Consider the following 25,951-nt stretch of genomic DNA (forward strand, 5'->3'; position numbering starts at 1 on the left):
TCAGTCTGTGGTCCCCAATGCCGATGAAGGCATTGGTCGGGGCCGGTGAAACAGCCGCTCGAGCCATAAGTATATGACCGGTGTGGTGAACAGCGTCAGCATCTGGCTGACCAGCAAACCGCCGACCACGGCAATGCCCAGTGGCTGGCGCAGTTCGGCGCCGGTGCCGTACCCGAGCATCAGCGGTAACGCGCCGAGCAGGGCGGCGAGGGTAGTCATGATGATCGGCCGGAACCGCGTGATGCACGCCTCGAAAATTGCCTCCTGCGGTGACAGGCCTCGCTGGCGCTGCGCCTCGAGCGCAAAGTCGATCATCAGGATGCCGTTCTTCTTGACGATGCCGATCAGCAGCACCAGCCCGATCAGCGCCATGATCGAAAAGTCCTGGCCGCAGATCCACAGCATGATCACCGCGCCCAGGCCTGCCGCCGGCAATGTCGAGATGATCGTCAGCGGGTGCACGAAGCTTTCATAAAGCACACCGAGAATGATGTACACCGCCACCAGTGCCGCCAGAATCAGCCACGGCTGGCTGGCCAGCGAACTCTGAAACGCTTGCGCCGCGCCCTGGAAATTGCCGCTGATCGCGGTGGGCATGCCGATTTCGGCCTTGGCCTGATTCAGCAGAATCACCGCATCGCCCAAGGCCACGCCGGGCGCAAGGTTGAATGACAGGTTGGCGGCGGGGAACATGCCGTCGTGAGCAATCGACAGCGGGCCGATGGTCGGCGCATCGAACCTGGCCAGCGCCGACAGCGGCACCATCTCCCCGCTGAGCGGTGAGCGCAGGTAGAAATAGTTGAGGCTTTCGGCCTTGCCGCGCTGCCGGGTGTCCAGTTCCAGAATCACGTTGTACTGGTTGACCTGGGTCTGGAATTCATTGATCTGCCGTTGGCCGAAGGCGTCGTACAGTGCCTCGTCGACATCGCTGGCGGTCAGGCCGAAGCGCGCGGCGGCGCTGCGGTCGATGCTGATGTGGGTGATGCTGCCGCCCAACTGCAGATCGTTGGAAATGTCGCGGAATGCCGGGTTGCTGCGCAATTTCTCAGTCAGGCGCTGGGTCCAGGTCGCGAGGGTCGCGCCATCGTTGCTCTTGAGCACATATTGGTACTGCGCACGGCTCGGGCCTGAGCTCAGGTTGATGTCCTGCCCGGCGCGCAAGTACAGAACGATGCCGGGGACTTTCATCAGTTGCGGGCGGATGCGGTCGATGAACTGGCTGGCTGAAACATCGCGGTCGCCGCGTTTTTTCAGGGCAATCCAGAAGCGACCGTTGGCGATGGTCTGGTTGCTTCCCGACACGCCGACCGAATGGGAAAACGCCTGCACCGCTGGATCGGCAGCGACGATTTCGGCCATGGCCAGGTGTTTTTTCACCATGTCGCCGTAGGAAATATCTGCTGCGGCTTCCGTGGTGCCGAGGACGAAGCCGGTGTCCTGCACCGGAAAGAATCCCTTGGGGATAAGGATGTAACCGGCGACGGCCAGCGCCAGCGATAAACCGAACACGCCGATCATCAGTTTCTGATGGGCGAGGGCGCGGCGCAGGCCCTTTTCGTACCAGCCGAGCAAGCGTTCGCTGAAGCCCGGTTTGTCATGGGCGTGGTGCACCGGTTTGCGCATGAACAGCGCGGCAAGGGTCGGCGCCAGCGTCAGCGACACCACGACGGAAATCAGGATGGTCGAGGTGGCGGTCAGGGCAAATTCCTTGAACAGCCGCCCGACGACACCGCCCATGAACAACAGCGGAATGAACGCCGCCACCAGCGACACGCTGATCGACACCACTGTAAAACCGATTTCGCCAGCGCCTTTGATGGCCGCTTCGCGCATGCCTTCGCCGGCTTCCAGCTGTCGGTGGATGTTCTCCACCACGACAATCGCATCGTCGACCACGAAACCCACCGCGACGACGATCGCCACCAGCGTCAGGTTGTTGAGGCTGAAACCGAGCACGTACATCAGCGCGAAACTGGCGATCAGCGAGACGCCGAGCACTGCAGAGACAATCAGCGTCGCCGATAACTGACGCAGGAACAGCGCCATCACCGCGACCACCAGCAGAATCGCGATCAGCAAGGTGATCTCGACTTCATGCAGCGAGGCGCGGATGGTCTGAGTGCGGTCGATCAGGGTGTTGACTTGCACCGAGGCCGGCAACATGGCTTCGAGGCCGGGCAGGGCGGCCTGGATGCGGTCGACGGTCTCGACGATGTTGGCGCCGGGCTGGCGCGAGATCACCAGATTGACCCCGGGGCGACCGCCCGCCCAAGCCTGCACGTAGGCATCTTCCGCACCGTTGACGACTTTGGCGACATCGCGCAGGTGAACCGGGGCGCCATCCTTGTAGGAAACGATGAGTTGGCTGTAATCCTCTGGATGAAACAACTGATCGTTGGTCGACAGCGTGGAAATGCTCGACTCGCCGTACAGCGCACCTTTGGCCAGGTTGAGGCTGGTCTGCTGGATCGCCAGACGAATGTCAGCCAGGGTCAGGCCGATTGCAGCCAATTTGTCTGCCGAGGCCTGTACGCGAATCGCCGGACGTTGCTGCCCGGTAATGTTGATCTGGCCTACGCCGTCGATCTGGCTGATCTGTCGGGCGAGCAGGGTTTCGACCAGGTCGCTGAGCTCGGTGCCGGGCATCTGAGTCGAGCTGACGCTGAGGATCAGCACCGGGCTGTCTGCCGGGTTGACCTTCTTCCAGGTCGGCAGCGTCGGCATGTCCTTGGGCAACTTGCCAGCGGCGGTATTGATTGCCGCTTGCACTTCCTGAGCGGCGGTGTCGATGCTTTTGTCGAGGGTGAATTGCAGCGTCAGCAGGGTTGAGCCCAGCGCGCTGCTCGACGTCATCTGAGTCATGCCGGGAATGGCGCTGAATTGCACTTCCAGCGGCGTCGCCACCGACGAGGCCATGGTGTCTGGGCTGGCGCCGGGCAGCTGCGCGGACACCTGGATCGTGGGGAATTCCGCTTCCGGCAGTGGGGCAATCGGCAAGCGCGGGAAGGCAATCGCCCCGACCAGCACCAGGGCAAGCGTCAGCAAAATCGTCGCCACCGGGTGATCGATGCACCACGTCGAAACGCCCTTGTGCGCGGTCATGACTTCGGCTCCGCCTGCACCACCTGCGGCGGCTCGGTCATGACCTGCACGGTCGAGCCCGGTTTGAGCCGCGACTGGCCGTCGGTCACCAGCACGTCACCGGCGTTGACGCCTTTGATGATGTCCTGACCGCTTCCCTGATAAACCATTTGTACCGGCACGGCCTCGACCTTGTCGTCCTTCACGCGGTAAACGAAATGCTGCTCAAGGCCACGTTGTACGACGGTGGGCGGAACGACCAGCGCGTCTTTATCCACAGCTGTCTGAATTTTTACCGTCACCAGCAAACCCGGCCAGAGCTTCTGGCCGGCGTTGGCGAATTCCGCCTTGGCGCGGATGGTCCCGGTGTTCGCGTTGATCTGGTTGTCGATCAGCGTCAGGTGGCCTTCGCCGAGCAGATTGCCGGTTTCGCCGTCAGTATCATCGCCGATGTAGGCCTTGACCGGCGCGCGTTGCGGGTCGCCGATCAGGTCTTGCAGGGTCGGCAGCATGTGCTGGGGCAGTGAGAATTCGACAGCGATCGGGTCGATCTGGGTGACGGTGAACAAGCCCTGGGTGTCGGTCACGCGCAGGAAATTGCCTTCATCGACGGTACGAATACCGACACGACCGGTGACCGGGGAGCGGATCTGCGTGTAGGACAGTTGCACCTGCGCCGCATCAATCGACGCCTGATTACCTTGAGCAGTTGCCTTGAGCTGATTGACCAGCGCCTGTTGCTGGTCGTAGGTCTGTTTCGACACGCCGTCGTCGACGCTGAGTGCTTTGTAGCGTTTGAGGTTGAGCAGAGCGACTTGCAGTTGCGCCTGGCTTTCGCCCAGTTGCGCGCGTGCCTGATCAAGGCTGGCGCGGATCGAGCGGTCGTCTATGGTAGCGAGGAGGTCGCCTGCTTTGACGAGCTGACCTTCCTTGACGAGGATTTTGGTCAGGATGCCATCGATCTGCGGGCGCACCACGACGCTGTGCAGTGAGAGCACCGAGCCGATCCCGCTGGTGTAGCGCGGAACATCTTTGGCGCTGACCGCGATGACTCGCACCGGGATGGCGGTTGGGGTGGCCAGTTTGCTCGGGGCGGGTTTGAGGACAAACCAGAGGCCGGTGGCTGCCAGCAGGATGAGTAAAGTGGCGAGCAGGACTTTGTTTTTCTGAATGGGCATGCGCGGCGCCGAAGTCTGGAGTTTGGGCAGGTTGGGTAGTTATAAACGGATTTGCCGGTCGGCAGGGTGACGGCTGGCTGTCAGGATTGTCAGTTAGCGTCTAAAGATCCGTCCCCGTAAGCGGATACACATTGTGTAACCCGGATCTTCTCCGGGCCGCTCAATCCGGGAGTATCTGAACATGAAGTTCAAAAGCGCCATCGCAAGTCTGCTTGTCGTGCTGCCTCTCGCCGTATCTGCCGACCCGCAAAGCGCTTCGGGTGTGATTCGTTTTTCCGGGCAGATCGTCGAATCCGGTTGTGAGGTCGGGCGAGTCGGCGCCCGGGATGCGGGTACCCTGCGACAAGTCGAACTCAAGCCGGGCCTGACGATTGGGGTCAGTACGTTTCGCAACGCCTGCAGCGGTGAAGTGCTGCCGTTTTCCATCACGTATGACGCGCTGAAGACCTCCACCGACAAGGGCATCGTCATCCTCAGCTACCTGTAAGCCATTCGGCGCACCGTGCAAATCTTCAGGTGCCGAGCCAGGACGCACGGGTATACTGCGCGCCTTTGCGGCTCACTGATCGGGCCGACTTTTTGTTCCCGGAGCTTTTATGACTTCCCCGACCCAACCGCCGGTTGACGACGCTGTGAGCGACGTCCCGTCTGAAGTGACTGACGCCAGCGACAAAACCGAGATCCCGCCGTTCAAGTTCCCGTTCAAACCGGGCGAGCTGGCCTCGGCGAAAGGCTCCAATCAGCCGTGGTACAAGAACGGCGCGAAGAACGGCCACACCAAGACCCCGGGCATGGCACCGCCGGGGACACGTCGGTCGATGGGTAAGCGCTGACATCGGAAAGTGATGCTGCTTGCCGACCTTTTCGCGAGCAGGCTCGCTCCCACAGGTTATGCGTTCAGCGCAAGTCCAATGTGGGAGCGAGCCTGCTCGCGAAGGCGGCAGCCGCTACGCCCCCCATGCGGGATCAAGCCGCGCGCAACGAAATAAACGCATACGTCTGCGCCGGCTCAGTCACCACCTGTGCCCCGGCTGCCTGCACCTGCCCGGCCACGTCCTCGCCGGATAGATGAAATAACCACTCACTGGTTTGTGCTGCTGGTGGTTGTGCGCTGACTTGATCGATCACCGCCGCAAACGCGTCCATATTCGGCAGATAGGCAGTAAACCCGTCGCCCTTGAGCGCCGTGGTGCGGATCCCGAGCGACGCGCAGATCGCATCCTTGAGCTGAATGTCATCGCGATCGGCCTGGCGCGAGCGCTGGATCAACTGCACCAAGTCCCGATCAATCAACTCGCCCCCCACGATCAGCTCCGGACCCTGTTCCCAGGATTCGGGCGGGCAGTCCTTGGCAGCCGGATTGAGCGGGATGTGTGGATTGATTTCCGCCGGGTAAATCCGGCACACCAACGGTCGCCGATCATAGATCCGGCAGCGTTTGTCCTCGTCAAGATTCCGGCAGGGGCCGACGTTGTAGGCCGCAAAGGTAATAGCCACATGAGCCTCCGCGGCACCGCTGCGCACCACCATCGAACGGCGCTCGGCATGTTCGCGCTGTTGCGCGGGCAAACCGAGGCCATTGCCGAGAAACGCCTCGACCAGCACGATCACCTGACCGCCGTCCGCCGCCCACATACGGGCTTCGGCCAGTGTCAGTGGGACATGGTGATCGGTGCAGCACTTGCCGCAGCCTACGCAGGAAAACGTCGTATTCATTGAGCGATCTGTCTTCAATCAAGGTGTGAAACGATGGCGGAAAACCATCGCACAGAACCGGATCGAAGCAAGTACTGCGCCACTCAGTGGGTTTTAGTGGCCGGACGAATCGAATCCCATTCGGTGACAAACGCCGTTTTCGATTGTTTGTTGTACAGGCACAGCTCGCTGCCCTGCTGGCCTTTCATGTGTTTTTGCGGGTATTGGCCCTGCAGCAAAACGGCGGTGAAGCCCACGCGGTCGTCGAATTGCGCGGGTGTGCCGACCGGTTTGGGACTTTTGAGGCCGCTGGCTTTGGTGCAGCTGGCGAGGACCGTTTTGTCGTAGGCGGCCCAGGCGTCGGGACTGGAGGCTTGGGCCTGGGAGGCGAGGGCGGTGAGGCTGAGCAGGGTCAGGGTGATGACTTTCATGAGTGGGGCATCCTTGGTCGTGGGTGGCCAGGGTTGGAGTATGCCTGAAGGTAGGAAGTTGCCTGTGCCGGCGATTTCGCGAGCACGCTCGCTCCCACCGTTTGAAATGCAATCCACCTGTGGGAGCGAGCCTGCTCGCGAAAGCGGTGTATCAGTCCGGCACAGGCTCCCGCCGAACAACAAACATCCCGACACTTTCATAAAGCCGCTGCGCCCGCAGGTTGTCTTCCAGCACTTTCAAATCAACGAATCCTTCATGCCGCTGGCGGAATTCCCCGAAGGCATGCAGCAGCAACGCCCGCCCGAGTCCGCGCCCCTGCAAACGCGGATGCACCACAAGATTCTTGATGTATGAACTTGTCCAGCACTGCGCCACGCCAGCCACGCCTTCGGCATCAATGGCAACGAAGCACAACGCCAAATCGTATTCAGGATCACTCACAAACCGCTGTTGCCAGTCTTCCAGCGGCGGCACACGACCGCCACCTTGCCGCTCTCCCAGTTGCATTAACCGGTGCACCGCTGTCGCCAGTTCCGGGCGGTAGACGGACAATTGCATGTCTGACGGCCATTGCGCATCCGGCAGCGCTTCACTCAAGTCGCGCCGCATTAAAAAACAAAACCGTTCAGCCAAGGCTCAGTGACCGTTCGCCGCGACGTGTTTGGCCGCTTCGATCAAACGTTGAGTCAGTTCTGGCGATGAGAACTTGGTCAGCACCGCGTTGGCCCCGGCCAGCCGGGCTTTCTCGCTGTTCATCGCGCTGTCGAGCGAGGTGTGCAGCAACACGTACAGATGGGCGAAGTCGGGCGTTTCACGCAAAGTGCGAGTGAACGCGTAGCCGTCCATTTCGGACATTTCGATGTCGGAGACGATCAGGTTGATCTGTTTCGCGGTGCCTTGCAGGTCGAGCAGGCAGTCGATGGCTTCCTTGGCACTGCGCGCGGTGTGGCATTGCAGGCCGAGGTTGCGCAGTGTGTGGACCGATTGCTGCAATGCCACCTGGCTATCGTCGACCACCAGAATCCGGGCATTTCCAAGAACTTCGGCGTCCTCCATGGTCAGGTCGGTTGGCGCCACTTCGATCTGGGCCGGGGCGATACTGTGGATAACCTTTTCGATATCCAGCACCTGCACCAGGGTGCCGTCCACGGAGGTCACGCCAGTGATGTACGCACGCGAGCCGCCGGAGCCGAAGGGCGGCGGCTTGATGTCGGTGGTCAGGCAATGGACGATCTTGCTCACGGCCTGGACATGCAGGCCCTGCTTGGAACGGCTGACATCGGTGACGATCAGGCAGCCACCGTCCGGGTCCTCAAGGGGGCGCTCACCGATGGCGCGGCTCAGGTCGATCACCGACAGCGCGGCACCGCGCAGGGTGGCGATACCTTTAACGTGCGGATGCGACTCCGGCAGCTTGGTCAGCGGCGGGCAGGGGATGATTTCACTGACTTTGAGCAGGTTGATCGCCATCAGCTTGCCGCTGCGCAAGGTAAACAGCAGAAGCGAAAGTGAATCTGCGCGGGCTTTGGTGGAAGACATAAGAACCTTCTGTGGAAAAGGTGATGGGCGAGGGTGGATCGCCAGAAACCATTGATGCCGGGTTATCGGCTTGAATGAGGTGGGCTTTAGGTCTGTCGTGGCAGATCAAAAGCCCCTCACCCCAGCCCTCTCCCGGGGGGAGAGGGAGCCGATTGCGGGATGCTGAAGCGCTGCGCCGGCCTGATATAGCTGTAGCGAATCCATAAGCGACTCGATTTTTCAGGTTGACGAATGCCGCCCTGCACTTCGGTCGGCTCCCTCTCCCTCTGGGAGAGGGCTGGGGTGAGGGGCTCTTGGCTGTTGGTTTTTCAACCCTTCATCCCCAACCGCTTGGCCATCCGTCCAAGGTTCGCCCGGTCCACGCCCAATTCCCGCGCAGCACTGGCCCAATTATCCTTATTGCGTTCCAGGGCGGCGCTGATCAAGCGTCGCTGAAACTCCTCGGTCGCACTGCGCAAATCCCCGGTGATCATTGGCAGCGCGGGTGCCACGCTGGCTGCCGGCTCTGGCGAGTTATCCACACCCTCACGCGGCAAATCCATATCCGCCGCACTCAGGCTCAAAATCTTCGGCCTGACCTTGCAGTTACCCAGCGCCTTCAACGCACTGCGCCCGATCAGGTGTTCAAGTTCGCGTACATTACCCGGCCAGGTGTAGGCGAGCAGCGCTTCCTGCGCGTCGCTGTTCAAGCGCAGGCTGTTGAGGCCCATTCGCGAGCGGTTCTGTTCCAGAAAAAAACCGCTGAGCAGCAGCACATCCCGCCCGCGCTCACGCAGTGCCGGGACTCTCAGCGGATACACGCTCAAACGATGATAGAAGTCGGCACGATAGCGACCGCTGCGCACTTCTTCCGCCAGGTCGCGGTTGGTCGCAGCAATCAGGCGCACATCAACTTGATGTTCCTTGTCCGACCCCAGGCGCTGCAACTGACCGCTCTGCAGCACGCGCAACAACTTGGCCTGCACCGTCAGCGACAACTCGCCGACTTCATCGAGAAACAGCGTCCCGCCATTGGCCAGTTCGAATTTGCCCCGGCGATCGCTGGTGGCGCCGGTGAAAGCGCCGCGCACGTGGCCGAACAATTCGCTTTCCACGAGTGTGTCGGGCAGGGCGGCGCAGTTAAGGCTGATGATCGGTTTGTCGGCGCGCGCCGAGGCGGCGTGAATGGCTTGGGCGACGAGTTCCTTGCCAACGCCGGTCTCGCCCGTGATCAGCACCGTCAGATCGCTGCCGCCCACCAGATTGATTTCTTCCACCAGACGCTTGTGCGCTTTGCTCTGGCCGATCATTTCACGGTGCTGCTGGCCGCTGGCCTGACGGTAAACCTCGGCGCGCTGATGTTCATCTTCGGCGCGGGTCGCCAGACGCTCGATGCGCTCTGCTGCGTTGACGGTGGCGGAGGCGAGGCTCGCGAAGGCTTGCAGGGCGTCGAGTTCGATCGGCTCGAACCGCTCTGGATCGAGCGCGTCGAGGGTGATCAGGCCCCAGAGTTTCTCATCGACAAATAAAGGGCAGCCGAGGCAATCGTGGACTTCCAGATGATCGTCCAGGCCTTCGACCAGTCCGTCATAGGGATCAGGCAAGTCACTGTCGGCGGCGAAGCGCGTCGGCCCGGCGCCGGCCAGGAGAATTTCGAAGCGCGGGTGCTCGCTGACCTTGAAGCGCCGGCCAAGGGTGTCGGTGCTTAAACCGTCCACGGCCAGCGGCACCAGCGATTCACCGTCCAGACGCAACAACGCTGCCGCGTCGCAGGGCAACAAGGCGCGCATCGCTTCGAGCAGGCGCCGGTAGCGCTCGCCCTCGGGCAGTTCGCGGGACAGGTCAGAGACAAGCGGCAGCAGGGCGGTGAGCAGGGGTTTGGCGGTCATGGGTTTGTAGTCAAAGAGACACGTTGTAGTCTTGTTGACTATAAGGCGCTTAGAGTCGAAATGACTATCAAATATTTAACCGATTGATTTGTATGGATTAATTAGTTGGCACGAAAGCTGATGCCTCCAATGCATTCATTCAAGAAAACGCAGGAGTCACCTTATGCTTAGCGTCCAGGATCGTGCCATCATCAAATCCACCGTGCCTTTGCTCGAAAGCGGCGGCGAGGCGTTGATCACGCACTTCTACCGCATGATGCTCTCCGAATACCCGCAAGTGCGCCCGCTGTTCAACCAGGCGCATCAGGCCAGCGGCGACCAGCCCCGTGCCTTGGCCAACGGCGTATTGATGTATGCCCGTCACATCGATCAACTCGACCAGTTGGGCGATCTGGTGGCTAAGATCATCAACAAGCACGTCGCCCTGCAGATTCTGCCGGAGCACTACCCGATTGTCGGTGCCTGCCTGTTGCGCGCGATCTCCGAGGTGCTCGGTGAAGAAATCGCCACTCCTGAGGTGATGAGCGCCTGGGGGGCGGCGTACGGTCAATTGGCCGACATCCTGATCGGCGCGGAAACCGCCCTCTACGACCGGAAAGAACAGGCTGTTGGCGGCTGGCGCGGTGCGCGGGAATTCATCGTGGTGGCCAAGGTGCAAGAAAGCGCGGAAATCACCTCGTTCTACTTCGAGCCGGCAGACAAAGGCCCGATTCTAGCGGCCGAGCCGGGCCAGTACATCGGCATGAAGCTGATCCTCGATGGCGAAGAAATCCGCCGCAACTATTCGCTGTCGGCATTGGCGAACAACGGTCAATACCGCATCAGCGTCAAGCGTGAACCGGGTGGCCGTGCGTCCAACCATTTGCATGATCATCTGCAGGTCGGCGCGAGCATTCAGTTGTTCCCGCCATCGGGCGAATTCACCCTGGCGGCCAGCGACAAACCGTTGGTGCTGATCAGCGGCGGTGTCGGCATCACGCCAACTCTCGCGATGCTTGAAGCGGCGCTGGCAACCGAGCGCCCGGTGCATTTTATCCACTGCGCGCGCAATGGCAGCGTCCACGCGTTTCGCGACTGGGTCGATGGTCTGGCCGCGCGTCATCCGCAACTCAAACGCTTCTATTGCTACGCCGAAGAGGATGGCGTGAGCCCGGCGGCGGACAAGGTGGGGTTGCTCAGCGAGGAACTCTTGGATGAGTGGCTGCCGGAACAGCGTGATGTCGACGCTTACTTCCTCGGGCCGAAGGGTTTCATGGGGGCAATCAAGCGGCATCTGAAGGCACTGGGTGTACCGGAAAAACAGAGCCGCTATGAGTTCTTCGGGCCGGCGGCGGCTTTGGAATAAACCGAAACCGGGTCGCCCCATTCGCGAGCAGGCTCGCTCCCACAGGATTTGCGTTCGACGCTGATCCTGTGTGGGAGCGAGCCTGCTCGCGAATCTTTTGTGCGACGCCACGTTATGCACCCCAGTGGAGGTTAATCGTGCCTTAACCGCTCTATCGTTTATTGCCCCAGTGTAGACTTGCACCAATTTCAGCCGCCCGCCGGCTGGACCATGGACTTACAAAGGAAAGGCAATGAGCGACGAAACGATGCGGTTGGGACGAGAGCGGCGCTATCTGGTGCTGCTGGGGATCATCTGCCTGGCGTTGATTGGCGGTGCGCTGTACATGCAGATCGTGCTCGGCGAGGCGCCTTGCCCGCTGTGCATTCTGCAGCGTTACGCGTTGCTGCTCATTGCGCTGTTCGCCTTTATAGGCGCGGGCATGCGCAGTCGTCGCAGCATCACCGTGTTCGAAGCGCTGGTGGTGCTTTGTGCGATTGCCGGGGCCGGTGTGGCGGGGCATCACGTATACACCCAGTTCTATCCGGCGGTGAGTTGCGGGGTCGATGTGTTGCAACCGATTGTGGATGACCTGCCTCTGGCGAAGATCTTCCCGCTGGGCTTTCAGGTCGACGGTTTCTGTTCCACGCCCTATCCGCCGGTTCTCGGTCTGTCGCTGGCGCAATGGGCGCTGGTGGCGTTCGTGCTGGTGGTGATTCTGGTGCCGCTGCTGACCTCGCGTAATCGAAAAGCACTGCGCTGAGTCAACTTTTCAAAGCGCTGGCCGATAAAAGAAACGCCCTGGTTTTCCATTAAGGAAATCAGGGCGTTTTGCATTTCAGAGCGTTTGTGAAAACACCGTGACGAACGGCAATGAAGCGTGCGGCAAGTGTGCGACATGTTGTCACACGGGCGCTGTCGCAGCGTATCCCGACGCACCGGATTGGACGCCTGTTACATAAAAACATTGGCCAGTTTCGATGTTTTCGGGCTGTTGAACGGGTGTACCAGATCAGGCAGTTTTAACAGCCTCTGGCGATTGGCCAGAACCCTTGGACTGTCGGGCTTTGCGCCGATCATGCCCTCGGAAATGGTCTGCGGAGCTGTCTGATTTGAGGCGGTTATACCTACGAATTTTGTCGTTTTTGTTGAGAAGCGCTTTCGATAACAGGCGCGACTTTTGCAAAAGTGGCGATGGATTGTTGCTCTGACGGATAAAAATTATTTCGGGATAAGACATGGTGTATAGGGCGCTACCTATCTACAATCGCCCGCACTGAATTCCCGGCACTGTTCAGCCTTTATTAAGGAACGCTTGATTGAAGCGCTGCGCAGAAAGTCGGGTGTCGAGCGAGCCGAAAAGCTTTCAAGACACCCAGGTGTCGGTGCCTTTCACTTTCCGCACCAAATGGAATTGGTCTGTAACAAGGCCTTTGACCACGAATTCGAATAAGAACTCACCGCTGTCCCGGGATTTTTCGAGCGTCTGACGCGCGACGGGCGGCCCTTATTCAATCCAAAGAAAATGCCAACCCTTGGCAGGGTGAAGTGTTGGCGATCAAAACCCAACTGCATTGCGCAAGCTGCTTTAGAGGTCGTGAGATGAGTAAAAACAGGTACCCCAGATTACTAGGCCTAGTGCCGCTGCTCGGCACGTTGTTGCTGGGAGGCTGCAACATGACCTTGCTCAATCCAACGGGCCAGGTCGGCCTGGAACAGCGCAACCTGATCATCACCGCCACGCTGCTGATGCTGTTGGTCGTCGTGCCGGTTATCGTCATGACCTTCCTGTTTGCCTGGAAGTACCGCGCGTCGAACAAGAACGCCGTCTACACGCCGAAGTGGTCGCACTCGACCAAAATCGAAGTGGCGGTATGGACCATCCCGGTGCTGATCATCATTGCCCTGGGTTACATCACTTACATCTCGACTCACGAGCTGGACCCGTATCGTCCGATCGAATCTGACGTCAAGCCAGTGACCATCGAAGTTGTCGCGCTGGACTGGAAGTGGTTGTTCATCTACCCGGAACAAGGCATTGCCACGGTCAACAAGATCGTGTTCCCGGCGCACACGCCAATCAACTTCAAGATCACCTCCGACGCCGTGATGAACTCGTTCTTCATCCCGGGTCTGGGTGGCCAGATCTACGCAATGGCGGGCATGCAGACCAAGCTGCACCTGATCGCCGACCGCAACGCTGAAATGGACGGTATCTCGGCCAACTACAGCGGCGCGGGTTTCACCGGCATGAAGTTCAAAGCCATTTCAACGACTCAGGAAGATTTCGACGCCTGGGTAAGCGAAGTCAAGAAGTCACCTAAACAGCTTGATCAGGCTGAATACGCGGCACTTGCAAAACCGAGCCAGAACAACCCAGTCGAGCTCTACTCGTCGGTCACGCCGAACCAGTTCCAGATCATCGTCGACAAGTACGAAGGTATGAAACCGGGCAAGCCGCTGAAGCACGAGAAGAAAGAGAAAGAAGTGGCGGCCACGGATATTGACGCGGGTTCGCATTCAGCTGCCGGGGCAGAGGAGTAAACGATGTTTGGTAAATTAAGTTGGGAAGCAGTCCCATTCCACGAGCCGATCGTGATGGTGACCATCGCCATGATCGCCCTCGGTGGTCTGGCGCTGTTCGCTGCGATCACTTATTTCAAGAAGTGGACGTACCTGTGGACCGAGTGGCTGACTTCGGTCGACCACAAGAAAATCGGCGTGATGTACATCATCGTCGCCATGGTCATGCTGCTGCGCGGTTTTGCCGACGCCATCATGATGCGTACCCAGCTGGCCATGGCCACCGAGGGTTCGCCTGGCTACCTGCCACCTGAACACTATGACCAGATCTTCACCGCTCACGGTGTGATCATGATCATCTTCATGGCGATGCCATTCTTCACCGGCCTGATGAACCTTGCAGTGCCGCTGCAGATCGGCGCGCGTGACGTGGCGTTCCCGTTCCTGAACTCCCTGAGCTTCTGGCTGCTGGTGTCCGGCGTTGTGCTGATCAACCTGTCGCTGGGCGTCGGCGAATTCGCCAAGACCGGTTGGGTTGCCTATCCGCCGCTGTCGGGTCTGCAATACAGTCCTGGCGTGGGGATGGACTACTACATCTGGGCGCTACAGCTGTCCGGGTTGGGTACGACGCTGACGGGGGTCAACTTCCTCGCCACCGTGCTGAAAATGCGTACCCCTGGCATGAAGCTGATGGACATGCCGATCTTCACCTGGACCTGCACCTGGGCAAACGTTCTGATCGTGGCTTCGTTCCCGATCCTGACCGCTACCCTGGCGCTGCTGACCCTTGACCGTTACATGGATTTCCACATTTTCACCAATGAACTTGGTGGCAATCCAATGATGTACGTCAACCTGTTCTGGGCGTGGGGCCACCCTGAGGTTTACATCCTGATCCTGCCGGCGTTCGGCATCTTCTCGGAAGTGATCTCGGCCTTCACCGGCAAGAAACTGTTCGGCCACCATTCGATGATCTACGCCTCGGGCGCGATCTCGGTACTGGGCTTCATGGTTTGGCTGCACCACTTCTTCACCATGGGTTCGGGTGCGAGCGTCAACGCCTTCTTCGGTCTGGCGACGATGCTGATTTCCATCCCGACGGGTGTGAAGCTGTTCAACTGGCTGTTCACCATCTACCAGGGCCGTCTGCGCTTCACCAGCCAGGTAATGTGGACACTGGGCTTCATGGTGACCTTCGCCATCGGCGGCATGACCGGCGTACTGCTGGCCATTCCGGGTGCTGACTTCGTGCTGCACAACAGTCTGTTCGTGATCGCGCACTTCCATAACGTGATCATCGGCGGTGCGGTATTCGGTTACATCGCAGGCTTCGCGTTCTACTTCCCGAAAGCGTTCGGCTTCAAGCTGCACGAAGGCTGGGGTAAAGCAGCGTTCTGGTTCTGGATTTCGGGCTTCTTCGTCGCGTTCATGCCGCTCTATGCACTGGGCTTCATGGGCATGACCCGTCGCCTGAACGCCACCACCAACCCTGAGTGGGTACCGTACCTGTACGTTGCCATGTTCGGTGCGGTGATGATCGCTGTCGGTATCGCCTGCCAACTGATCCAGCTGTACGTCAGTGTGCGTGACCGCAACAAGCCGGAAAACATGTGCGAACACGGTGACCCGTGGAATGCCCACACGCTGGAATGGTCGACCTCGTCGCCACCACCGTTCTACAACTTTGCCGTGCTGCCGAAGGCCGACTGCATCGACCCGTTCACCGAAGCCAAGGAAGACGGTACTGCGTACCAGCGTCCGGCCAAGTACGAGCCGATCCACATGCCGAACAACACCGCCACTGGCGTAGTGATGGGCGCGCTGTTGACCGTCTTCGGTTTCGCGATGATCTGGCACATCTGGTGGCTGGCGATCGCGAGCCTGGTGGGCACCGTCGTTTACTTCGTGATCCACGCTGCACGTGACGACCAGGGCTATATGGTTCCGGTTGAAACGATCGAGCGTATCGAAGCCGAGCAGCACAAGCGTCTGGTCGCGGCAGGGAAAATCCCGGCCAATGCCACCCGTGTTGAAACCTCGTTGGAACAGGCTTAAACCATGTCGAACTTAGTGACCAATGTTGGACACGCCCATGGTGACCATGGGCACGATGACCATCACCACGACTCGGGCGAGATGACCGTATACGGTTTCTGGCTCTACCTGATGACCGACTGCATTCTGTTTGCGTCGATCTTCGCGGTGTACGCAGTACTGGTAAACAACGTTGCCGGTGGCCCGTCGGGCCACGACATCTTCGAACTGCCTTACGTGCTGGGCGAAACCGCTCTGCTGTTGTTCAGTTCGATCACCTACGGCTTCGCCATGCTGGCGTTGTTCAAGGGCAAGAAGCAGCAGGTGCTGGGTTGGCTGTTCGCGACCTTCCTGCTCGGCGCAGGCTTTATCGCCATGGAGATCAACGAGTTCCACTTGCTGCTCTCCGAGGGCTTCGGTCCTAGCCGTTCGGGCTTCCTGTCGGCGTTCTTCACCCTGGTCGGTACCCACGGTCTGCACGTTTCGGCCGGTCTGATCTGGATGGGCATCATGATGTATCAGGTCAACAAGCATGGCCTGACCGCAACCAACAAGACGCGTCTGAGCTGCCTGAGCCTGTTCTGGCACTTCCTTGACGTGGTCTGGATTTGCGTCTTCACCGTTGTTTACCTGATGGGGACTCTGTAATGGCTAATGCACACTCCCATGACAGCCACGATGCTGGCCACGGCAGCGTCAAGTCGTACGCCATCGGCTTCATCCTGTCGGTGATCCTGACGGTCATTCCGTTCGGTCTGGTGATGTACCCGACCCTGCCGAAGTCGACGACGCTGGCCATCGTTCTGCTGTTCGCTGTGATCCAGGTGATCGTTCACCTGTATTACTTCCTGCACCTGGACCGTTCCATTGCTCAGCGTAACAACGTGATCGCGTTCGTCTTTACGGCGATTGTGATCGTGCTGCTGGTTGGCCTGTCGCTGTGGATCATGTTCAGCATCCACACGTACATGATGGCGAAGTGAGGTAGACCCGATGTCGCTCAAGCACTTTATCCAAATCACCAAACCGGGGATCATTTTCGGTAACGTGCTTTCTGTGGCAGGCGGGTTCTTCCTGGCCTCGAAAGGGCATGTCGATCTGGCGGTGTTTCTGGCCGCCATGATCGGTACTTCCCTGGTCGTGGCCTCCGGTTGCGTGTTCAACAACTGCATCGACCGCGACATCGACCTGAAGATGGAACGCACCAAGAACCGCGTACTGGTGCAGGGCTTGATCTCCCTGAAACTGGCGCTGGTTTACGCGACCATACTGGGTGTTCTCGGCGTTGCATTGTTGTACAAGGTGGCCAACCCGTTGGCCGCCCTGTTCGCAATCATCGGCTTTGTGATCTACGTCGGCTTCTACAGCCTGTACCTCAAGCGCAAGTCGGTTCACGGCACGCTGGTGGGCAGTCTGTCGGGCGCCATGCCGCCAGTGATCGGTTACGTCGCCGTGACCAACAGCTTCGACATGGCTGCACTGACGCTGCTGGTGATGTTCAGCCTGTGGCAGATGCCGCATTCCTACGCCATCGCGATTTTCCGTTTCAACGATTACCTGGCCGCATCGATTCCGGTGTTGCCAGTGAAGCGCGGCATTCAAGTGGCCAAGAAGCACATCCTGCTCTACATCCTGGCGTTCCTCGTGGCGACCTTGATGCTGACCTTCAGCGGCTACGCCGGCATGAGCTACCTTGCCGTCGCCGCCGCCATGGGCATGTACTGGCTGTACATGGCCTGGACTGGCTACAAGGCAGTGGATGACACGGTCTGGGCACGCAAGCTGTTCGTGTTCTCGATCTTCACCATCACCGCGCTGAGCGTCATGATGTCCCTGGACTTCAAGGTGCCGGGCGAGCTGCTGCTGACGTACGCGCCGTAAGGTTCGAAGGCTTCAAGAAAAACCCCGCACATCGTGAGATGTGCGGGGTTTTTTGTTGGCTGGCTTTAGGACCTGCCGATTTGCTTGCTTCTTGGTCCAACAGCTTGTCGCGGTGGCTTGATGGGTGTGTAAGCTAATCCCGCATTTATGCAGGTGGTGAGAAAGTCACTCGTCTCATGAACTCGTCAAACAGCGGAACGGTGAATGCTATGAGTGCATATTCCGGACTGTAGATCATGCCCTTTTTGATCAGGCTATCGCGTACCGGGCCCAGGCTCGTAGCGTTTCGCCCCAGCGCTTTAGCTACATCGGCAGAGCGTTGCGGTCCTTCTCCCAACTCGGCAAGACAACGCATGTATTCCCTTTCAGCCGGCGTGGTGCGATCAAAGCGGACCCTGAAAAAAGACTCGTCAAGTTTACGGATGCTTTCCTCTGTCGCTGCCTGCGCATCTGCCTCGGTTATGGACTGTTCTTTGGCAATGTTCCAAGCGGTATAGCCCCACTCCTGCAAAAAATAGGGATAGCCGTGGGTTTTTTCAAAAATCTCGCGCAATGCTCCATCTGAGATGCTCGCGCCTTCTTCTTCAACAGGATCACGTAAGGCTTTCCAGGCATCTATCTCTAATAGAGCGCCCAGACGAGGAAACTCGAATAGTCGCTCAGCATAACTTTTGGCATCGCCCGCTTGTCCCGCAAGCTGCGGGAGACCCGCACCAAAAAGGATCAGAGGCAGAGCAGCCTGATTAACTGCGTGGATGCCGCGGATAAGCGCGCCCAGCTCGTCTTTGGAAAGATATTGTAATTCATCAATCAAAATGGCGACTGGTGTCCCTGCGTCCCTTGCTGCCTCCGCTGTTGCTATCAGGACGTCACGCAGATCATCTTCCAGATTGCCACTGTCGGCATAGCCAGCTTCGGAGTCTCCGCCAAGCGTAACTTCGGCCCCACCCGCTGCAATTGTGATATTGCCGATAAAGCTACGGAGTATGCGTATCCCTCTTTTGACCGTCTCGACCGTGTTCTGCACTCGGTCCAAACGCAATAGCACGCGGCGCAATACCGGAATCAGTAGCTGTTTCAACTCAGCTCCATCGTGAGCTTCCTGCATTTCGGCGAGATAACCCAATGCTAAAGCCCGGTCTTTGATCTGATTCAGAAGTACCGTTTTTCCGACACCGCGTAAGCCTAATATCATCAAGGATTTGGCGTGCTTGCCGCGCTTCGTGCGCGCCAAGGCAGTATCTGCCGTTTCCAGTACTTCCGATCGCCCAGCTAATTCCGGTGGGGAAACACCTGCTCCGGGGTTGAAGGGGTTGGTATTCTTGTCCACAGCTTGATCTCATATGAAATTATTCATACTTATAGTGATAAATCGCTATAACTGCAAATAAGTAGCTAAAGTACTTAGCAAAAGGGCTGATTGCTTGATTCATTTCCCTATGACATTAGGTTTGCTGTCGGATGGAGACAATCGTAGCGATGTGCCCGCCCGACTGGCTTTAGTGTGGCGGGAGAGCAGAAGTGCTTTGAAACCGGCCCCTGTATAGGCTGGTTGCTCAGTGCAGGTAAAAGACCTAAATTTGGATCCAGATATGTCATCCGCACGTCCGCGATCCAGATGCGGGCTACAGCTGGCTAAACAATTGGCTTAACTCAGAAGGCTGGGCGCAATGACCGAACGGATGACCTGCGATGAGCGCTTTATCGCCCTGGCCGAAGAACTGAACTACGACATCTATGGCGAGAACACTGCCGGTGGCAATTACGCGCCGCTGATTCGTCATCACGATGAGCTGTACATCAGCGGCATGGTGCCGCGGGTCAATGGCAAGATTCTGTACCCAGGCCGGGTAGGGCTGGAGTTGAGTCTCAAGGACGCGCAAGCCGCCGCGAGCATCAGCGCAATGCGTTGCCTGGCGCTGATCGTCGATGCGGTCGGCTCACTGGACAAGATCCGCGCATTGTTGCGGGTGACGGTGTATGTGAAGTCGACGGCTGATTTCGTTGATCTAAGCGAAGTGGCCAACGGCGCTTCGGATGTGTTCAGCCACGTACTGGGGGATGCCGGGCGGCATACGCGCACGACCATCGGTGTGTATCAGTTGCCGAAGAATGCGGCGATTGAGGTGGACATGATTGCGGCGTTGCATCCATCGGCTTGAGGTCGTAGCGGCTCAAACAAAAAGCCCCGCCTGATCACTCAGCGTGGGGCTTTGTCGTGAAGCGCTCGTCAAATTACTGCGCCGCGATGCTATACCCGTCAAACGCGGTCTGCTGTTGCAGCGCGGTGATGATGTTCTTGCGGTTCACAGCCTGTTCCGTGCCGGCGTTATCGACGAAGGTTTCGCTTTCCAGCTCGGCTTCATCGCCTTCGCCCACGAAGGTGAAGCCTAGGAATTCCAGCGCCTCACGGTCGACGTTCAGACGCGAACGCGGGGTGCGCATTGGCAGGGTTACGCTGGCGCCGTCCTTGCTGATAGTGAAGATTTCGACTTCTTTCTTCTTTACAGCCTTGCTCTTGCCGCCGCTCGGATTGCTGATCGCCTGATGGGTCTGGTTCAGCACTTTCAGCGCCAGACCATAAACGATTTCCTGAAACGCCGGATCGTCCTTGAAGCTGGACAGAATGCGGCCGATCGAGAACTTGCTGCTCAGATCCTCCAGCGCGGCGATGTCCGCTGCCTCTGCGTCTTTCAGACGCTTGAGTTCGCCCATCAGCTCGTACGCCTTATCGTCATCAAAGCTGTCATGCGCCTGGCGGATCGCCGCACGCAACTCGCGGATCTGGTCGCTTTCGCGGGTCGACTGGAACGCGTCCAGGACCATCTCGCTGATGATTTTGGCTTGTGGCAGGTGTTGTGAAAGATTGATGGAGTTTTCGTATTCCGCTTTGGACGATTCGGTGACTACGGATTCAGCGGTGTTGAAATCGGACATTGAAATTTCACTACTTTTTAACTTGAGTTGAGACGAGAAAGCACGAGGTCTTTTTCAGGCCGCCTAATTTAGGGGAGCGGGGCGGCATTGTCACGGAGCAACGGGCTGGTGGTCGGGTTTTTTCCCGGAGGACGCTATTTCAGGCGCGGACGCTCCATGGCAATCACCGAAGTCTCGAAGCCCAGACTGGCAAAAAAAGCTTCAGCACCCTCGCGTCCAGCGCGTAGTACCCAAGTGATATCCGGGTTGTCGCCCATGACGTGCTTGACCAATGCGCGGCCGACTCCCTTGCGCCGCTGCTGGCCATCGACAACCACCATCGACAGGTAACCGTTGGACAATTCGTCGGTAATGCCACGCGCGAAACCAACAATCTGCTCGCCCAGCATGGCAATAGCCGTGCGTTGCGAATTGTGAATCAAACGAGCGAAAGTGTTGGCATCACCAATGCGATGGCCCCATCCATGCTTGCCGAGAAACAGCCTCGCTGACTCTATTTCGCTGGGATGCAAGTCGCGTACGGTGAGAGTGTCGTTCATGGGGTGTTCAAGTCCTTTTCTGTGATCCATCAAGCTGTGTTACGGCCGGACCGACGTCAGCTTTGCCCCACATCCGCATCGCAAATTCGACAAACCGCCGCAGCTTCGGCAGCCGATAGCGATCCTGTGCATACAACAAATGCATGGGCCGGCTCGGCGGTTGGTAATCCGCCATTACCTTGACCAGTTTGCCGTCGCGCAGATCCTGTTCCACCAGCGCGTCGGGCAGCATCATGATACCCATGCCGTTCCGCGCCGCCTGATGCAAACCGGCGGAGCTGTTGATCAGCATCGGCCCGCTCACGTCGACGAGGATTTCTCCATCCGGGCCGCTCAGGCGCCAGCGTTTTTCCACCGATTGCCAATCATCGCCGGCCGGGTAGGCAAAGGACAGGCAGTCGTGTTGCTGCAACTCCTGCGGCGTATTCGGCATGCCGCGCCGCGCGATGTATTCCGGGGAGGCGCAGACCGTCAGGGTGTAGTCGATCAGCGGTCGGGCGATCAGGTTGGAGGACTGATCGAAGCTGCCCAATCGGAATGCAACATCCAGGCTGTTCTCGAGCAGATCCGGGCGGCCGTTGGTCAATACCACGTCCAGTTTCACTTGCGGATACAGCAGGGCGTATTCGCTGAGTGCCGGGGTCAGTCGTTCGACGCCAAATGTCAACGGCGCGGCCAGGCGAAGCAAGCCGCGCGGTTCGTCGATGGCCTGTTCGGCGAGGCGTTCGGAGTCAGCGACCAGGCCGAGGACTTCCAGGCAGCGCTGATAATAAACAGTGCCGAATTCCGTCAGTCGCTGACGGCGAGTAGTGCGCTGCAGCAGCTGCACGCCGAGTCGCTGCTCCAGTGCGCGCAGGTGATTGCCCACCATCGTTGTCGACATTTCGCACTGCAGCGCGGCTGCGGTCATGCTTCCTGTTTCAACGACTTTTACGTAAACGCCCATCGACTGGAACAGGTCCATTATCAAGCTCAGCTGTTAAATGAATGAAGTTAACCGCAGTTTATCCAGTTCAGGTGGCTAACCATACTCCGCTCACACCGACCTGCAATGGAGCTTCACGTCATGACTGCCGCCCTGATGAATACCTATCAACCGCTGGCCCTGAGCTTCACTAAAGGTTTGGGTACGCGTCTGTGGGATCAGGCGGGGCGTGAATATCTGGACGCGGTTGCCGGCGTGGCGGTGACCAACGTGGGCCACTCGCACCCGCGCATCGTTACGGCGATCAGCGAGCAGGCGGGACTGCTGCTGCACACGTCCAATCTGTACAGCATCGACTGGCAGCAACAATTGGCCAAACGGCTAACTGCGTTATCGGGCATGGACCGGGCCTTCTTCAACAACTCTGGCGCCGAGGCCAATGAAACCGCGTTGAAACTGGCGCGTCTGTACGGCTGGCGCAAAGGCATCGAACAGCCGCTGGTGGTGGTCATGGCCAACGCGTTTCATGGCCGCACCCTTGGCACATTGTCCGCCAGCGACGGCCCGGCGGTGCGCCTGGGTTTCAATGAGCTGCCGGGAGATTTCGTCAAAGTGCCGTTCGGCGATCTCGCGGCGCTGGAGCAAGTACAGCGCAAACATGGTGCGCGCGTCGTCGCGATTCTGGTCGAGCCGATTCAGGGCGAAAGCGGTGTGCAAGTTGCGCCGCCCGGTTACCTCAAAGCCCTGCGCGAGCTGTGCAATCGCCGCGCCTGGCTGTTGATGCTCGACGAGATTCAGACTGGCATTGGTCGCACCGGGCAGTGGTTCGCGTTCCAGCACGAGAGCATCGTTCCCGACGTCATGACCTTGGCCAAAGGCCTGGGCAACGGTGTGCCGATTGGCGCCTGCCTGGCGCGGGGCAGGGCGGCGGATCTGTTCACGCCGGGCAGCCATGGCAGCACCTTCGGCGGTAATCCACTGGCTTGCCGGGTGGGCTGCACCGTGCTTGATATCATCGAAGAACAAGGTTTGCTCGAAAACGCTCGGGTGCAAGGTGAGCGGTTACTGGAGCGGCTGCGTGCGGAGTTGGCGGACAATCCGAACGTGCTGGCGATTCGTGGACAGGGATTGATGATCGGCATCGAACTGAAACAACCGGTGCGAGACCTCACCTTGATTGCGGCACGGGACCATGGCTTGTTGATCAACGTCACCCGCGGCAAAACGATACGGCTGCTGCCGCCGCTGACGATTGATGAGCGGGAGGTGGGGATGATTGTCAGAGGGGTTGAGCGGGCACTGACGAACGAGCCAGCTCAAGTTCAGTAATGATACCGGCAACTGACAACACAAATTTCCCCGCCCTCTATCCCGTAAACCAGACGATGCTCGGCAGTTATCCGGCGTGACCAGAGGCCGCTCATGTTGTGCTTGAGCGCTTCTGGTTTACCGACACCCTCAAACGGCTCGCGCTTGATCGCTTTGATCAACAGATTGATACGCTTGAGTCCAGCCTTGTCGTTTTGCTGAAACCACAAATAGTCTTCCCAGCCTGTTGGCGTGAACTCGATTTTCATTCTTCAATCAATTGCCTGACTTTGGCTTTACCTGCGCGCAGTTCGCCGACGGATTTCATCAGGCGTTCGGCGTTGGCTGGCGAGCGCAACAAGTAGGCTGTTTCCTCGAGTGCGTTGTACTCGGCTAAAGACATCATCACCACGGGCTCGCCTTTTTGACGGGTGACCAATAGCGGCGCACGATCTTCATTGACGCGGTCCATCGTCTCGGCCAAGTGCGCACGGGCGGTGGTGTAATTAATGGTTTGCATGTTGAAGTCCTCGCTGGATGCGGAGAACGTACAGAAATGAGTACAGGATGACAAGGAGGCACCTACCATGGGTTATTTCGCAGAGGGGTTGACTGCGACTTCACTCAGTATCGCTCAGTAATTATCAAGACGTTTCTGAGAACGCTGTAATCCTCCTCCCTCCCACTCAGTATCGAGGAGCCCTTGCCCTGTCGGTGCTGGACATTCGCACTGTAGGAAACGGCTACAGAGTCAATCAGGATAATCTGCCAAATCCGGCGCCAGCATCCGCGTCTTCTCCTGCCCGTTCGAATTGTGTTGAACGATCTCTCGTGGTTGCCCCTGTTCGTTGAAAAACACCTGACCGATCCCTGCTGAGTTCCACAGTCGCTCCCCGGCTTCAGCATGCTCCGGCGTGTACGGCACGATGCGCATGCGGCGGCGCTTGGTGAACCAGTTCAACGGCGAGCGCGGTGAATAGAGCCATCGATTGAGGCGGTCGAACCACTCCAGCAGGGTGGGCGGGAACTCGTTCTTGATGCCGCTGCTGGTGACCTGCCAGATGCGCGGGCCGGCCTTGCGGTGTCGGACAAGTACCTCGTAGACGAAGGAATAATGCACATCACCTGACAGCACCACGTAATTACCCGGCGTACGTGAGTGTCGGAAAATGTTCAGGATCACCTGCGCGGAACCGCGATGGGCCATCCAGTTTTCCGCATCGACCAGCAGCGGAAAGCCGCACCAGCTGAACACCTTCTGCACGGTTTCGATCAGCTTCACGCCGAAGATCGGCGCTGGGGAAACGATGATCGCCGAGGGATGATCGAGCAGTTCTTGTTGCAGTTCGCTCAAGGCTTCCCAATCGAGCAAGCCCGACGGTTGCTTCAATGCGATCTCGCTGCGCCAGCGCCGCGTACGCGTATCGATCACCACCAGTGCAGGCGTGCTCGGCAACACGAAGTGCCACTGTTGAAAACGCAGGAGATCGTCGATCAGTTCGTCCTGCACCGGGGCGTCGAGGTACTGGTCTGCGCCACTGGCGCTCAGTCGTGCGGTTTTCTCCAGCACTTGCTTGAAGGCGTCGGGATTGTTGCCCCAGCCCTGGCACAACATGTAAGCGATCAAGGCATTGCCGATGATGCGCTTGGAGAACGGATGCCCGTAGGCCGTTTCCTCCCATTGCGCGGAAAGATTCCAGTCATCGGTGATGTCGTGATCATCGAAAATCATCAGGCTCGGCAGATGCGCGAGCGCCCGGGCGACATTACCCAGACCATCCTTGAACCCGTCGATGCGTGTCTGCTCGAGGGTGTAACGCTTGAGGCGTTCGGGCGTCAGTGTCGGCGCTTGCGGGTTGATCAGCGTCCACGCCACCGGCGACCACACCAGCAAATACATCGCCATCACTTCGGCAAAGGTCACCAGATGATTGTCGGCACTGCTGCTCGTGAAAATCGGCTTACGCGCGCCGCCGAAAAATCGCTCACGCAACGTCTCGTTGCTCTCAAGCGCCGGTAACAAATCCGCACGATGGTAGTAACTGGCCGGGTGTTCGTAGAGTTTCGCGCTGTCGCTGACCACGGCGCCCTCGAGGTGCTCGTCGAACAGGCCAAGACGCGCGATCAACGCATGAATCGCTCGCAGCATCGGCCCGGCGACGTCGTCGGCGTAGACCTGATCGCCGCTCATCATCAACAGTGCAGGGCGTTGTTGCGGGTCGGCTTCGGCGGCCAGCAACTGATCGACACAGAGCAAACCGTCCACCGCCGGATGATGCGGCTTACGGCAGGAACCGTGGAGTAGCTGATCGATGCGCGAGCGCATCACGAAGTTCGGGCACGAGGCGTCCCCATACAACAGATGCGGCGCCCAGTCGGCGATGCCCCCGTCGCCCTCGATCAACACGTCGTAGTCGACAAATGCATCGACGGGCAGAGCGTTATCCAGGCTTAGGTCAATCAGGTGAACGAAGGCGCTACGACCTACCTGGATTACCGTGCAATTCCCCGCATCTAGCGGAATATCTCCTACACCCTGCAGGCGCAAGGTCAGCGCCAGCGGGCGCGTGCCGACCAGCCACAGCACCAGCCGTTTGGGCTCCAGCCGTCGCAGCAGCGGGCCGGCCAGAACGGGCGGGAGCGGGATCAGTTCATCAGGTGTTAAAGACATCCGGAAACAAAGCTCA

At 58.9% G+C, this 25,951-nt stretch carries 25 protein-coding genes; 11 read left to right on the top strand and 14 right to left on the bottom strand.

Annotated features, from left to right (window positions below):
• Nucleotides 1-3,102, bottom strand: a complete 3,102-nt coding sequence (locus HU727_RS06365) for a multidrug efflux RND transporter permease subunit (RefSeq protein ID WP_186530410.1) — start codon at nucleotides 3,100-3,102, stop codon at nucleotides 1-3.
• Nucleotides 3,099-4,259, bottom strand: coding sequence for an efflux RND transporter periplasmic adaptor subunit (locus HU727_RS06370; protein WP_186530408.1), 1,161 nt, complete (start codon nucleotides 4,257-4,259; stop codon nucleotides 3,099-3,101). The genes HU727_RS06365 and HU727_RS06370 overlap by 4 nt, the downstream gene beginning before the upstream one ends.
• Before the next feature lie 181 nt (nucleotides 4,260-4,440).
• Between HU727_RS06370 and HU727_RS06375 the strand changes: the two genes are divergently transcribed.
• Complete coding sequence (locus HU727_RS06375; RefSeq protein WP_186530406.1) at nucleotides 4,441-4,746, top strand: fimbrial protein; 306 nt, start codon at nucleotides 4,441-4,443, stop codon at nucleotides 4,744-4,746.
• Between the two features lie 109 nt (nucleotides 4,747-4,855).
• Complete coding sequence (locus HU727_RS06380) at nucleotides 4,856-5,092, top strand: hypothetical protein (protein WP_186530404.1); 237 nt, start codon at nucleotides 4,856-4,858, stop codon at nucleotides 5,090-5,092.
• 133 nt (nucleotides 5,093-5,225) lie between these two features.
• Here HU727_RS06380 and HU727_RS06385 read toward each other — a convergent pair whose 3' ends face one another.
• From HU727_RS06385 to norR, 5 genes are all read right to left on the bottom strand, one after another.
• A complete protein-coding gene (locus HU727_RS06385) occupies nucleotides 5,226-5,975 on the bottom strand; it encodes a YkgJ family cysteine cluster protein (RefSeq protein ID WP_186530402.1) in 750 nt (249 codons plus the stop codon).
• 83 nt (nucleotides 5,976-6,058) lie between these two features.
• Nucleotides 6,059-6,385 carry a hypothetical protein gene (locus HU727_RS06390; RefSeq protein WP_186530400.1) on the bottom strand — a complete coding sequence of 109 codons (327 nt, stop codon included), beginning with the start codon at nucleotides 6,383-6,385 and terminating at the stop codon, nucleotides 6,059-6,061.
• 151 nt (nucleotides 6,386-6,536) lie between these two features.
• Nucleotides 6,537-6,995 carry a GNAT family N-acetyltransferase gene (locus HU727_RS06395; protein WP_186530398.1) on the bottom strand — a complete coding sequence of 153 codons (459 nt, stop codon included), beginning with the start codon at nucleotides 6,993-6,995 and terminating at the stop codon, nucleotides 6,537-6,539.
• Between the two features lie 27 nt (nucleotides 6,996-7,022).
• The gene (locus HU727_RS06400; RefSeq protein ID WP_186530396.1) at nucleotides 7,023-7,925 is read right to left on the bottom strand and encodes a chemotaxis protein CheV; all 903 of its coding nucleotides are present in this window, start codon (nucleotides 7,923-7,925) and stop codon (nucleotides 7,023-7,025) included.
• Between the two features lie 308 nt (nucleotides 7,926-8,233).
• Nucleotides 8,234-9,793 (bottom strand): nitric oxide reductase transcriptional regulator NorR, encoded by a 1,560-nt coding sequence (gene norR, locus HU727_RS06405; RefSeq protein ID WP_186530394.1) that lies wholly within the window; start codon nucleotides 9,791-9,793, stop codon nucleotides 8,234-8,236.
• Between the two features lie 163 nt (nucleotides 9,794-9,956).
• Here norR and hmpA point away from each other — a divergent pair, with 163 nt between their 5' ends.
• The 7 genes from hmpA to cyoE all read left to right on the top strand — a co-directional run bounded on the left by hmpA (nucleotide 9,957) and on the right by cyoE (nucleotide 17,555).
• A complete protein-coding gene (gene hmpA, locus HU727_RS06410) occupies nucleotides 9,957-11,138 on the top strand; it encodes an NO-inducible flavohemoprotein (protein WP_186530392.1) in 1,182 nt (393 codons plus the stop codon).
• A 232-nt stretch (nucleotides 11,139-11,370) separates the two neighbouring features.
• Nucleotides 11,371-11,880: a disulfide bond formation protein B gene (locus HU727_RS06415; RefSeq protein ID WP_186530390.1), complete on the top strand. Its 510-nt coding sequence runs from the start codon at nucleotides 11,371-11,373 to the stop codon at nucleotides 11,878-11,880.
• Between the two features lie 839 nt (nucleotides 11,881-12,719).
• On the top strand, nucleotides 12,720-13,661 hold the full coding sequence (gene cyoA / locus HU727_RS06420; protein WP_024014231.1) for a ubiquinol oxidase subunit II: 942 nt from the start codon (nucleotides 12,720-12,722) through the stop codon (nucleotides 13,659-13,661).
• Nucleotides 13,662-13,664: 3 nt separating this feature from the next.
• Nucleotides 13,665-15,695 carry a cytochrome o ubiquinol oxidase subunit I gene (gene cyoB / locus HU727_RS06425; RefSeq protein WP_186530388.1) on the top strand — a complete coding sequence of 677 codons (2,031 nt, stop codon included), beginning with the start codon at nucleotides 13,665-13,667 and terminating at the stop codon, nucleotides 15,693-15,695.
• Nucleotides 15,696-15,698: 3 nt separating this feature from the next.
• Nucleotides 15,699-16,322 carry a cytochrome o ubiquinol oxidase subunit III gene (cyoC, locus tag HU727_RS06430; protein ID WP_186530387.1) on the top strand — a complete coding sequence of 208 codons (624 nt, stop codon included), beginning with the start codon at nucleotides 15,699-15,701 and terminating at the stop codon, nucleotides 16,320-16,322.
• Nucleotides 16,322-16,657: a cytochrome o ubiquinol oxidase subunit IV gene (gene cyoD, locus HU727_RS06435; protein WP_011335842.1), complete on the top strand. Its 336-nt coding sequence runs from the start codon at nucleotides 16,322-16,324 to the stop codon at nucleotides 16,655-16,657. Before cyoC ends, cyoD begins: the two co-directional genes overlap by 1 nt.
• Before the next feature lie 10 nt (nucleotides 16,658-16,667).
• Entirely contained in the window at nucleotides 16,668-17,555 is an 888-nt protein-coding gene (gene cyoE / locus HU727_RS06440) for a heme o synthase (RefSeq protein ID WP_186530385.1), read from the top strand.
• 145 nt (nucleotides 17,556-17,700) lie between these two features.
• On the opposite strand, the gene HU727_RS06445 is transcribed toward cyoE, so the two are convergent.
• Nucleotides 17,701-18,885 carry a DUF8462 domain-containing protein gene (locus tag HU727_RS06445; protein WP_186530383.1) on the bottom strand — a complete coding sequence of 395 codons (1,185 nt, stop codon included), beginning with the start codon at nucleotides 18,883-18,885 and terminating at the stop codon, nucleotides 17,701-17,703.
• Nucleotides 18,886-19,225: 340 nt separating this feature from the next.
• Between HU727_RS06445 and HU727_RS06450 the strand changes: the two genes are divergently transcribed.
• Nucleotides 19,226-19,717, top strand: coding sequence for a RidA family protein (locus HU727_RS06450; RefSeq protein WP_186530381.1), 492 nt, complete (start codon nucleotides 19,226-19,228; stop codon nucleotides 19,715-19,717).
• A gap of 73 nt (nucleotides 19,718-19,790) precedes the next feature.
• Here HU727_RS06450 and HU727_RS06455 read toward each other — a convergent pair whose 3' ends face one another.
• From HU727_RS06455 to HU727_RS06465, 3 genes are all read right to left on the bottom strand, one after another.
• A complete protein-coding gene (locus tag HU727_RS06455) occupies nucleotides 19,791-20,492 on the bottom strand; it encodes a hypothetical protein (RefSeq protein ID WP_186530379.1) in 702 nt (233 codons plus the stop codon).
• A gap of 134 nt (nucleotides 20,493-20,626) precedes the next feature.
• The gene (locus HU727_RS06460; RefSeq protein WP_186530377.1) at nucleotides 20,627-21,031 is read right to left on the bottom strand and encodes a GNAT family N-acetyltransferase; all 405 of its coding nucleotides are present in this window, start codon (nucleotides 21,029-21,031) and stop codon (nucleotides 20,627-20,629) included.
• 7 nt (nucleotides 21,032-21,038) lie between these two features.
• Nucleotides 21,039-21,995: a LysR family transcriptional regulator gene (locus tag HU727_RS06465; protein ID WP_186530375.1), complete on the bottom strand. Its 957-nt coding sequence runs from the start codon at nucleotides 21,993-21,995 to the stop codon at nucleotides 21,039-21,041.
• A gap of 102 nt (nucleotides 21,996-22,097) precedes the next feature.
• On the opposite strand from HU727_RS06465, the gene HU727_RS06470 reads away from it, so the two are divergent.
• The gene (locus HU727_RS06470; RefSeq protein ID WP_186530373.1) at nucleotides 22,098-23,285 is read left to right on the top strand and encodes an aspartate aminotransferase family protein; all 1,188 of its coding nucleotides are present in this window, start codon (nucleotides 22,098-22,100) and stop codon (nucleotides 23,283-23,285) included.
• On the opposite strand, the gene HU727_RS06475 is transcribed toward HU727_RS06470, so the two are convergent.
• The 3 genes from HU727_RS06475 to HU727_RS06485 form a co-directional block, all read right to left on the bottom strand.
• Nucleotides 23,279-23,533, bottom strand: a complete 255-nt coding sequence (locus HU727_RS06475; protein ID WP_186530371.1) for a Txe/YoeB family addiction module toxin — start codon at nucleotides 23,531-23,533, stop codon at nucleotides 23,279-23,281. The two genes, HU727_RS06470 and HU727_RS06475, sit on opposite strands and share 7 nt — an antisense overlap.
• A complete protein-coding gene (locus tag HU727_RS06480) occupies nucleotides 23,530-23,784 on the bottom strand; it encodes a type II toxin-antitoxin system prevent-host-death family antitoxin (protein ID WP_186530369.1) in 255 nt (84 codons plus the stop codon). The genes HU727_RS06475 and HU727_RS06480 overlap by 4 nt, the downstream gene beginning before the upstream one ends.
• Before the next feature lie 231 nt (nucleotides 23,785-24,015).
• Nucleotides 24,016-25,935, bottom strand: coding sequence for an alkaline phosphatase D family protein (locus HU727_RS06485; RefSeq protein ID WP_186530368.1), 1,920 nt, complete (start codon nucleotides 25,933-25,935; stop codon nucleotides 24,016-24,018).
• Nucleotides 25,936-25,951: the final 16 nt, after the last annotated feature.

The sequence above is a fragment of the Pseudomonas khorasanensis genome, assembly GCF_014268505.2.
GTDB lineage: Bacteria > Pseudomonadota > Gammaproteobacteria > Pseudomonadales > Pseudomonadaceae > Aquipseudomonas > Aquipseudomonas khorasanensis.

Bases quoted from the DNA above. Each gene is read 5' to 3' on its own strand.
- HU727_RS06365 (WP_186530410.1), bottom strand. From the start codon at position 3,102: ATGACCGCGCACAAGGGCGTTTCGACGTGGTGCATCGATCACCCGGTG.
- HU727_RS06370 (WP_186530408.1), bottom strand. From the start codon at position 4,259: ATGCCCATTCAGAAAAACAAAGTCCTGCTCGCCACTTTACTCATCCTG.
- HU727_RS06375 (WP_186530406.1), top strand. From the start codon at position 4,441: ATGAAGTTCAAAAGCGCCATCGCAAGTCTGCTTGTCGTGCTGCCTCTC.
- HU727_RS06380 (WP_186530404.1), top strand. From the start codon at position 4,856: ATGACTTCCCCGACCCAACCGCCGGTTGACGACGCTGTGAGCGACGTC.
- HU727_RS06385 (WP_186530402.1), bottom strand. From the start codon at position 5,975: ATGAATACGACGTTTTCCTGCGTAGGCTGCGGCAAGTGCTGCACCGAT.
- HU727_RS06390 (WP_186530400.1), bottom strand. From the start codon at position 6,385: ATGAAAGTCATCACCCTGACCCTGCTCAGCCTCACCGCCCTCGCCTCC.
- HU727_RS06395 (WP_186530398.1), bottom strand. From the start codon at position 6,995: ATGCGGCGCGACTTGAGTGAAGCGCTGCCGGATGCGCAATGGCCGTCA.
- HU727_RS06400 (WP_186530396.1), bottom strand. From the start codon at position 7,925: ATGTCTTCCACCAAAGCCCGCGCAGATTCACTTTCGCTTCTGCTGTTT.
- norR (WP_186530394.1), bottom strand. From the start codon at position 9,793: ATGACCGCCAAACCCCTGCTCACCGCCCTGCTGCCGCTTGTCTCTGAC.
- hmpA (WP_186530392.1), top strand. From the start codon at position 9,957: ATGCTTAGCGTCCAGGATCGTGCCATCATCAAATCCACCGTGCCTTTG.
- HU727_RS06415 (WP_186530390.1), top strand. From the start codon at position 11,371: ATGAGCGACGAAACGATGCGGTTGGGACGAGAGCGGCGCTATCTGGTG.
- cyoA (WP_024014231.1), top strand. From the start codon at position 12,720: ATGAGTAAAAACAGGTACCCCAGATTACTAGGCCTAGTGCCGCTGCTC.
- cyoB (WP_186530388.1), top strand. From the start codon at position 13,665: ATGTTTGGTAAATTAAGTTGGGAAGCAGTCCCATTCCACGAGCCGATC.
- cyoC (WP_186530387.1), top strand. From the start codon at position 15,699: ATGTCGAACTTAGTGACCAATGTTGGACACGCCCATGGTGACCATGGG.
- cyoD (WP_011335842.1), top strand. From the start codon at position 16,322: ATGGCTAATGCACACTCCCATGACAGCCACGATGCTGGCCACGGCAGC.
- cyoE (WP_186530385.1), top strand. From the start codon at position 16,668: ATGTCGCTCAAGCACTTTATCCAAATCACCAAACCGGGGATCATTTTC.
- HU727_RS06450 (WP_186530381.1), top strand. From the start codon at position 19,226: ATGACCGAACGGATGACCTGCGATGAGCGCTTTATCGCCCTGGCCGAA.
- HU727_RS06455 (WP_186530379.1), bottom strand. From the start codon at position 20,492: ATGTCCGATTTCAACACCGCTGAATCCGTAGTCACCGAATCGTCCAAA.
- HU727_RS06460 (WP_186530377.1), bottom strand. From the start codon at position 21,031: ATGAACGACACTCTCACCGTACGCGACTTGCATCCCAGCGAAATAGAG.
- HU727_RS06465 (WP_186530375.1), bottom strand. From the start codon at position 21,995: ATGGACCTGTTCCAGTCGATGGGCGTTTACGTAAAAGTCGTTGAAACA.
- HU727_RS06470 (WP_186530373.1), top strand. From the start codon at position 22,098: ATGACTGCCGCCCTGATGAATACCTATCAACCGCTGGCCCTGAGCTTC.
- HU727_RS06475 (WP_186530371.1), bottom strand. From the start codon at position 23,533: ATGAAAATCGAGTTCACGCCAACAGGCTGGGAAGACTATTTGTGGTTT.
- HU727_RS06480 (WP_186530369.1), bottom strand. From the start codon at position 23,784: ATGCAAACCATTAATTACACCACCGCCCGTGCGCACTTGGCCGAGACG.
- HU727_RS06485 (WP_186530368.1), bottom strand. From the start codon at position 25,935: ATGTCTTTAACACCTGATGAACTGATCCCGCTCCCGCCCGTTCTGGCC.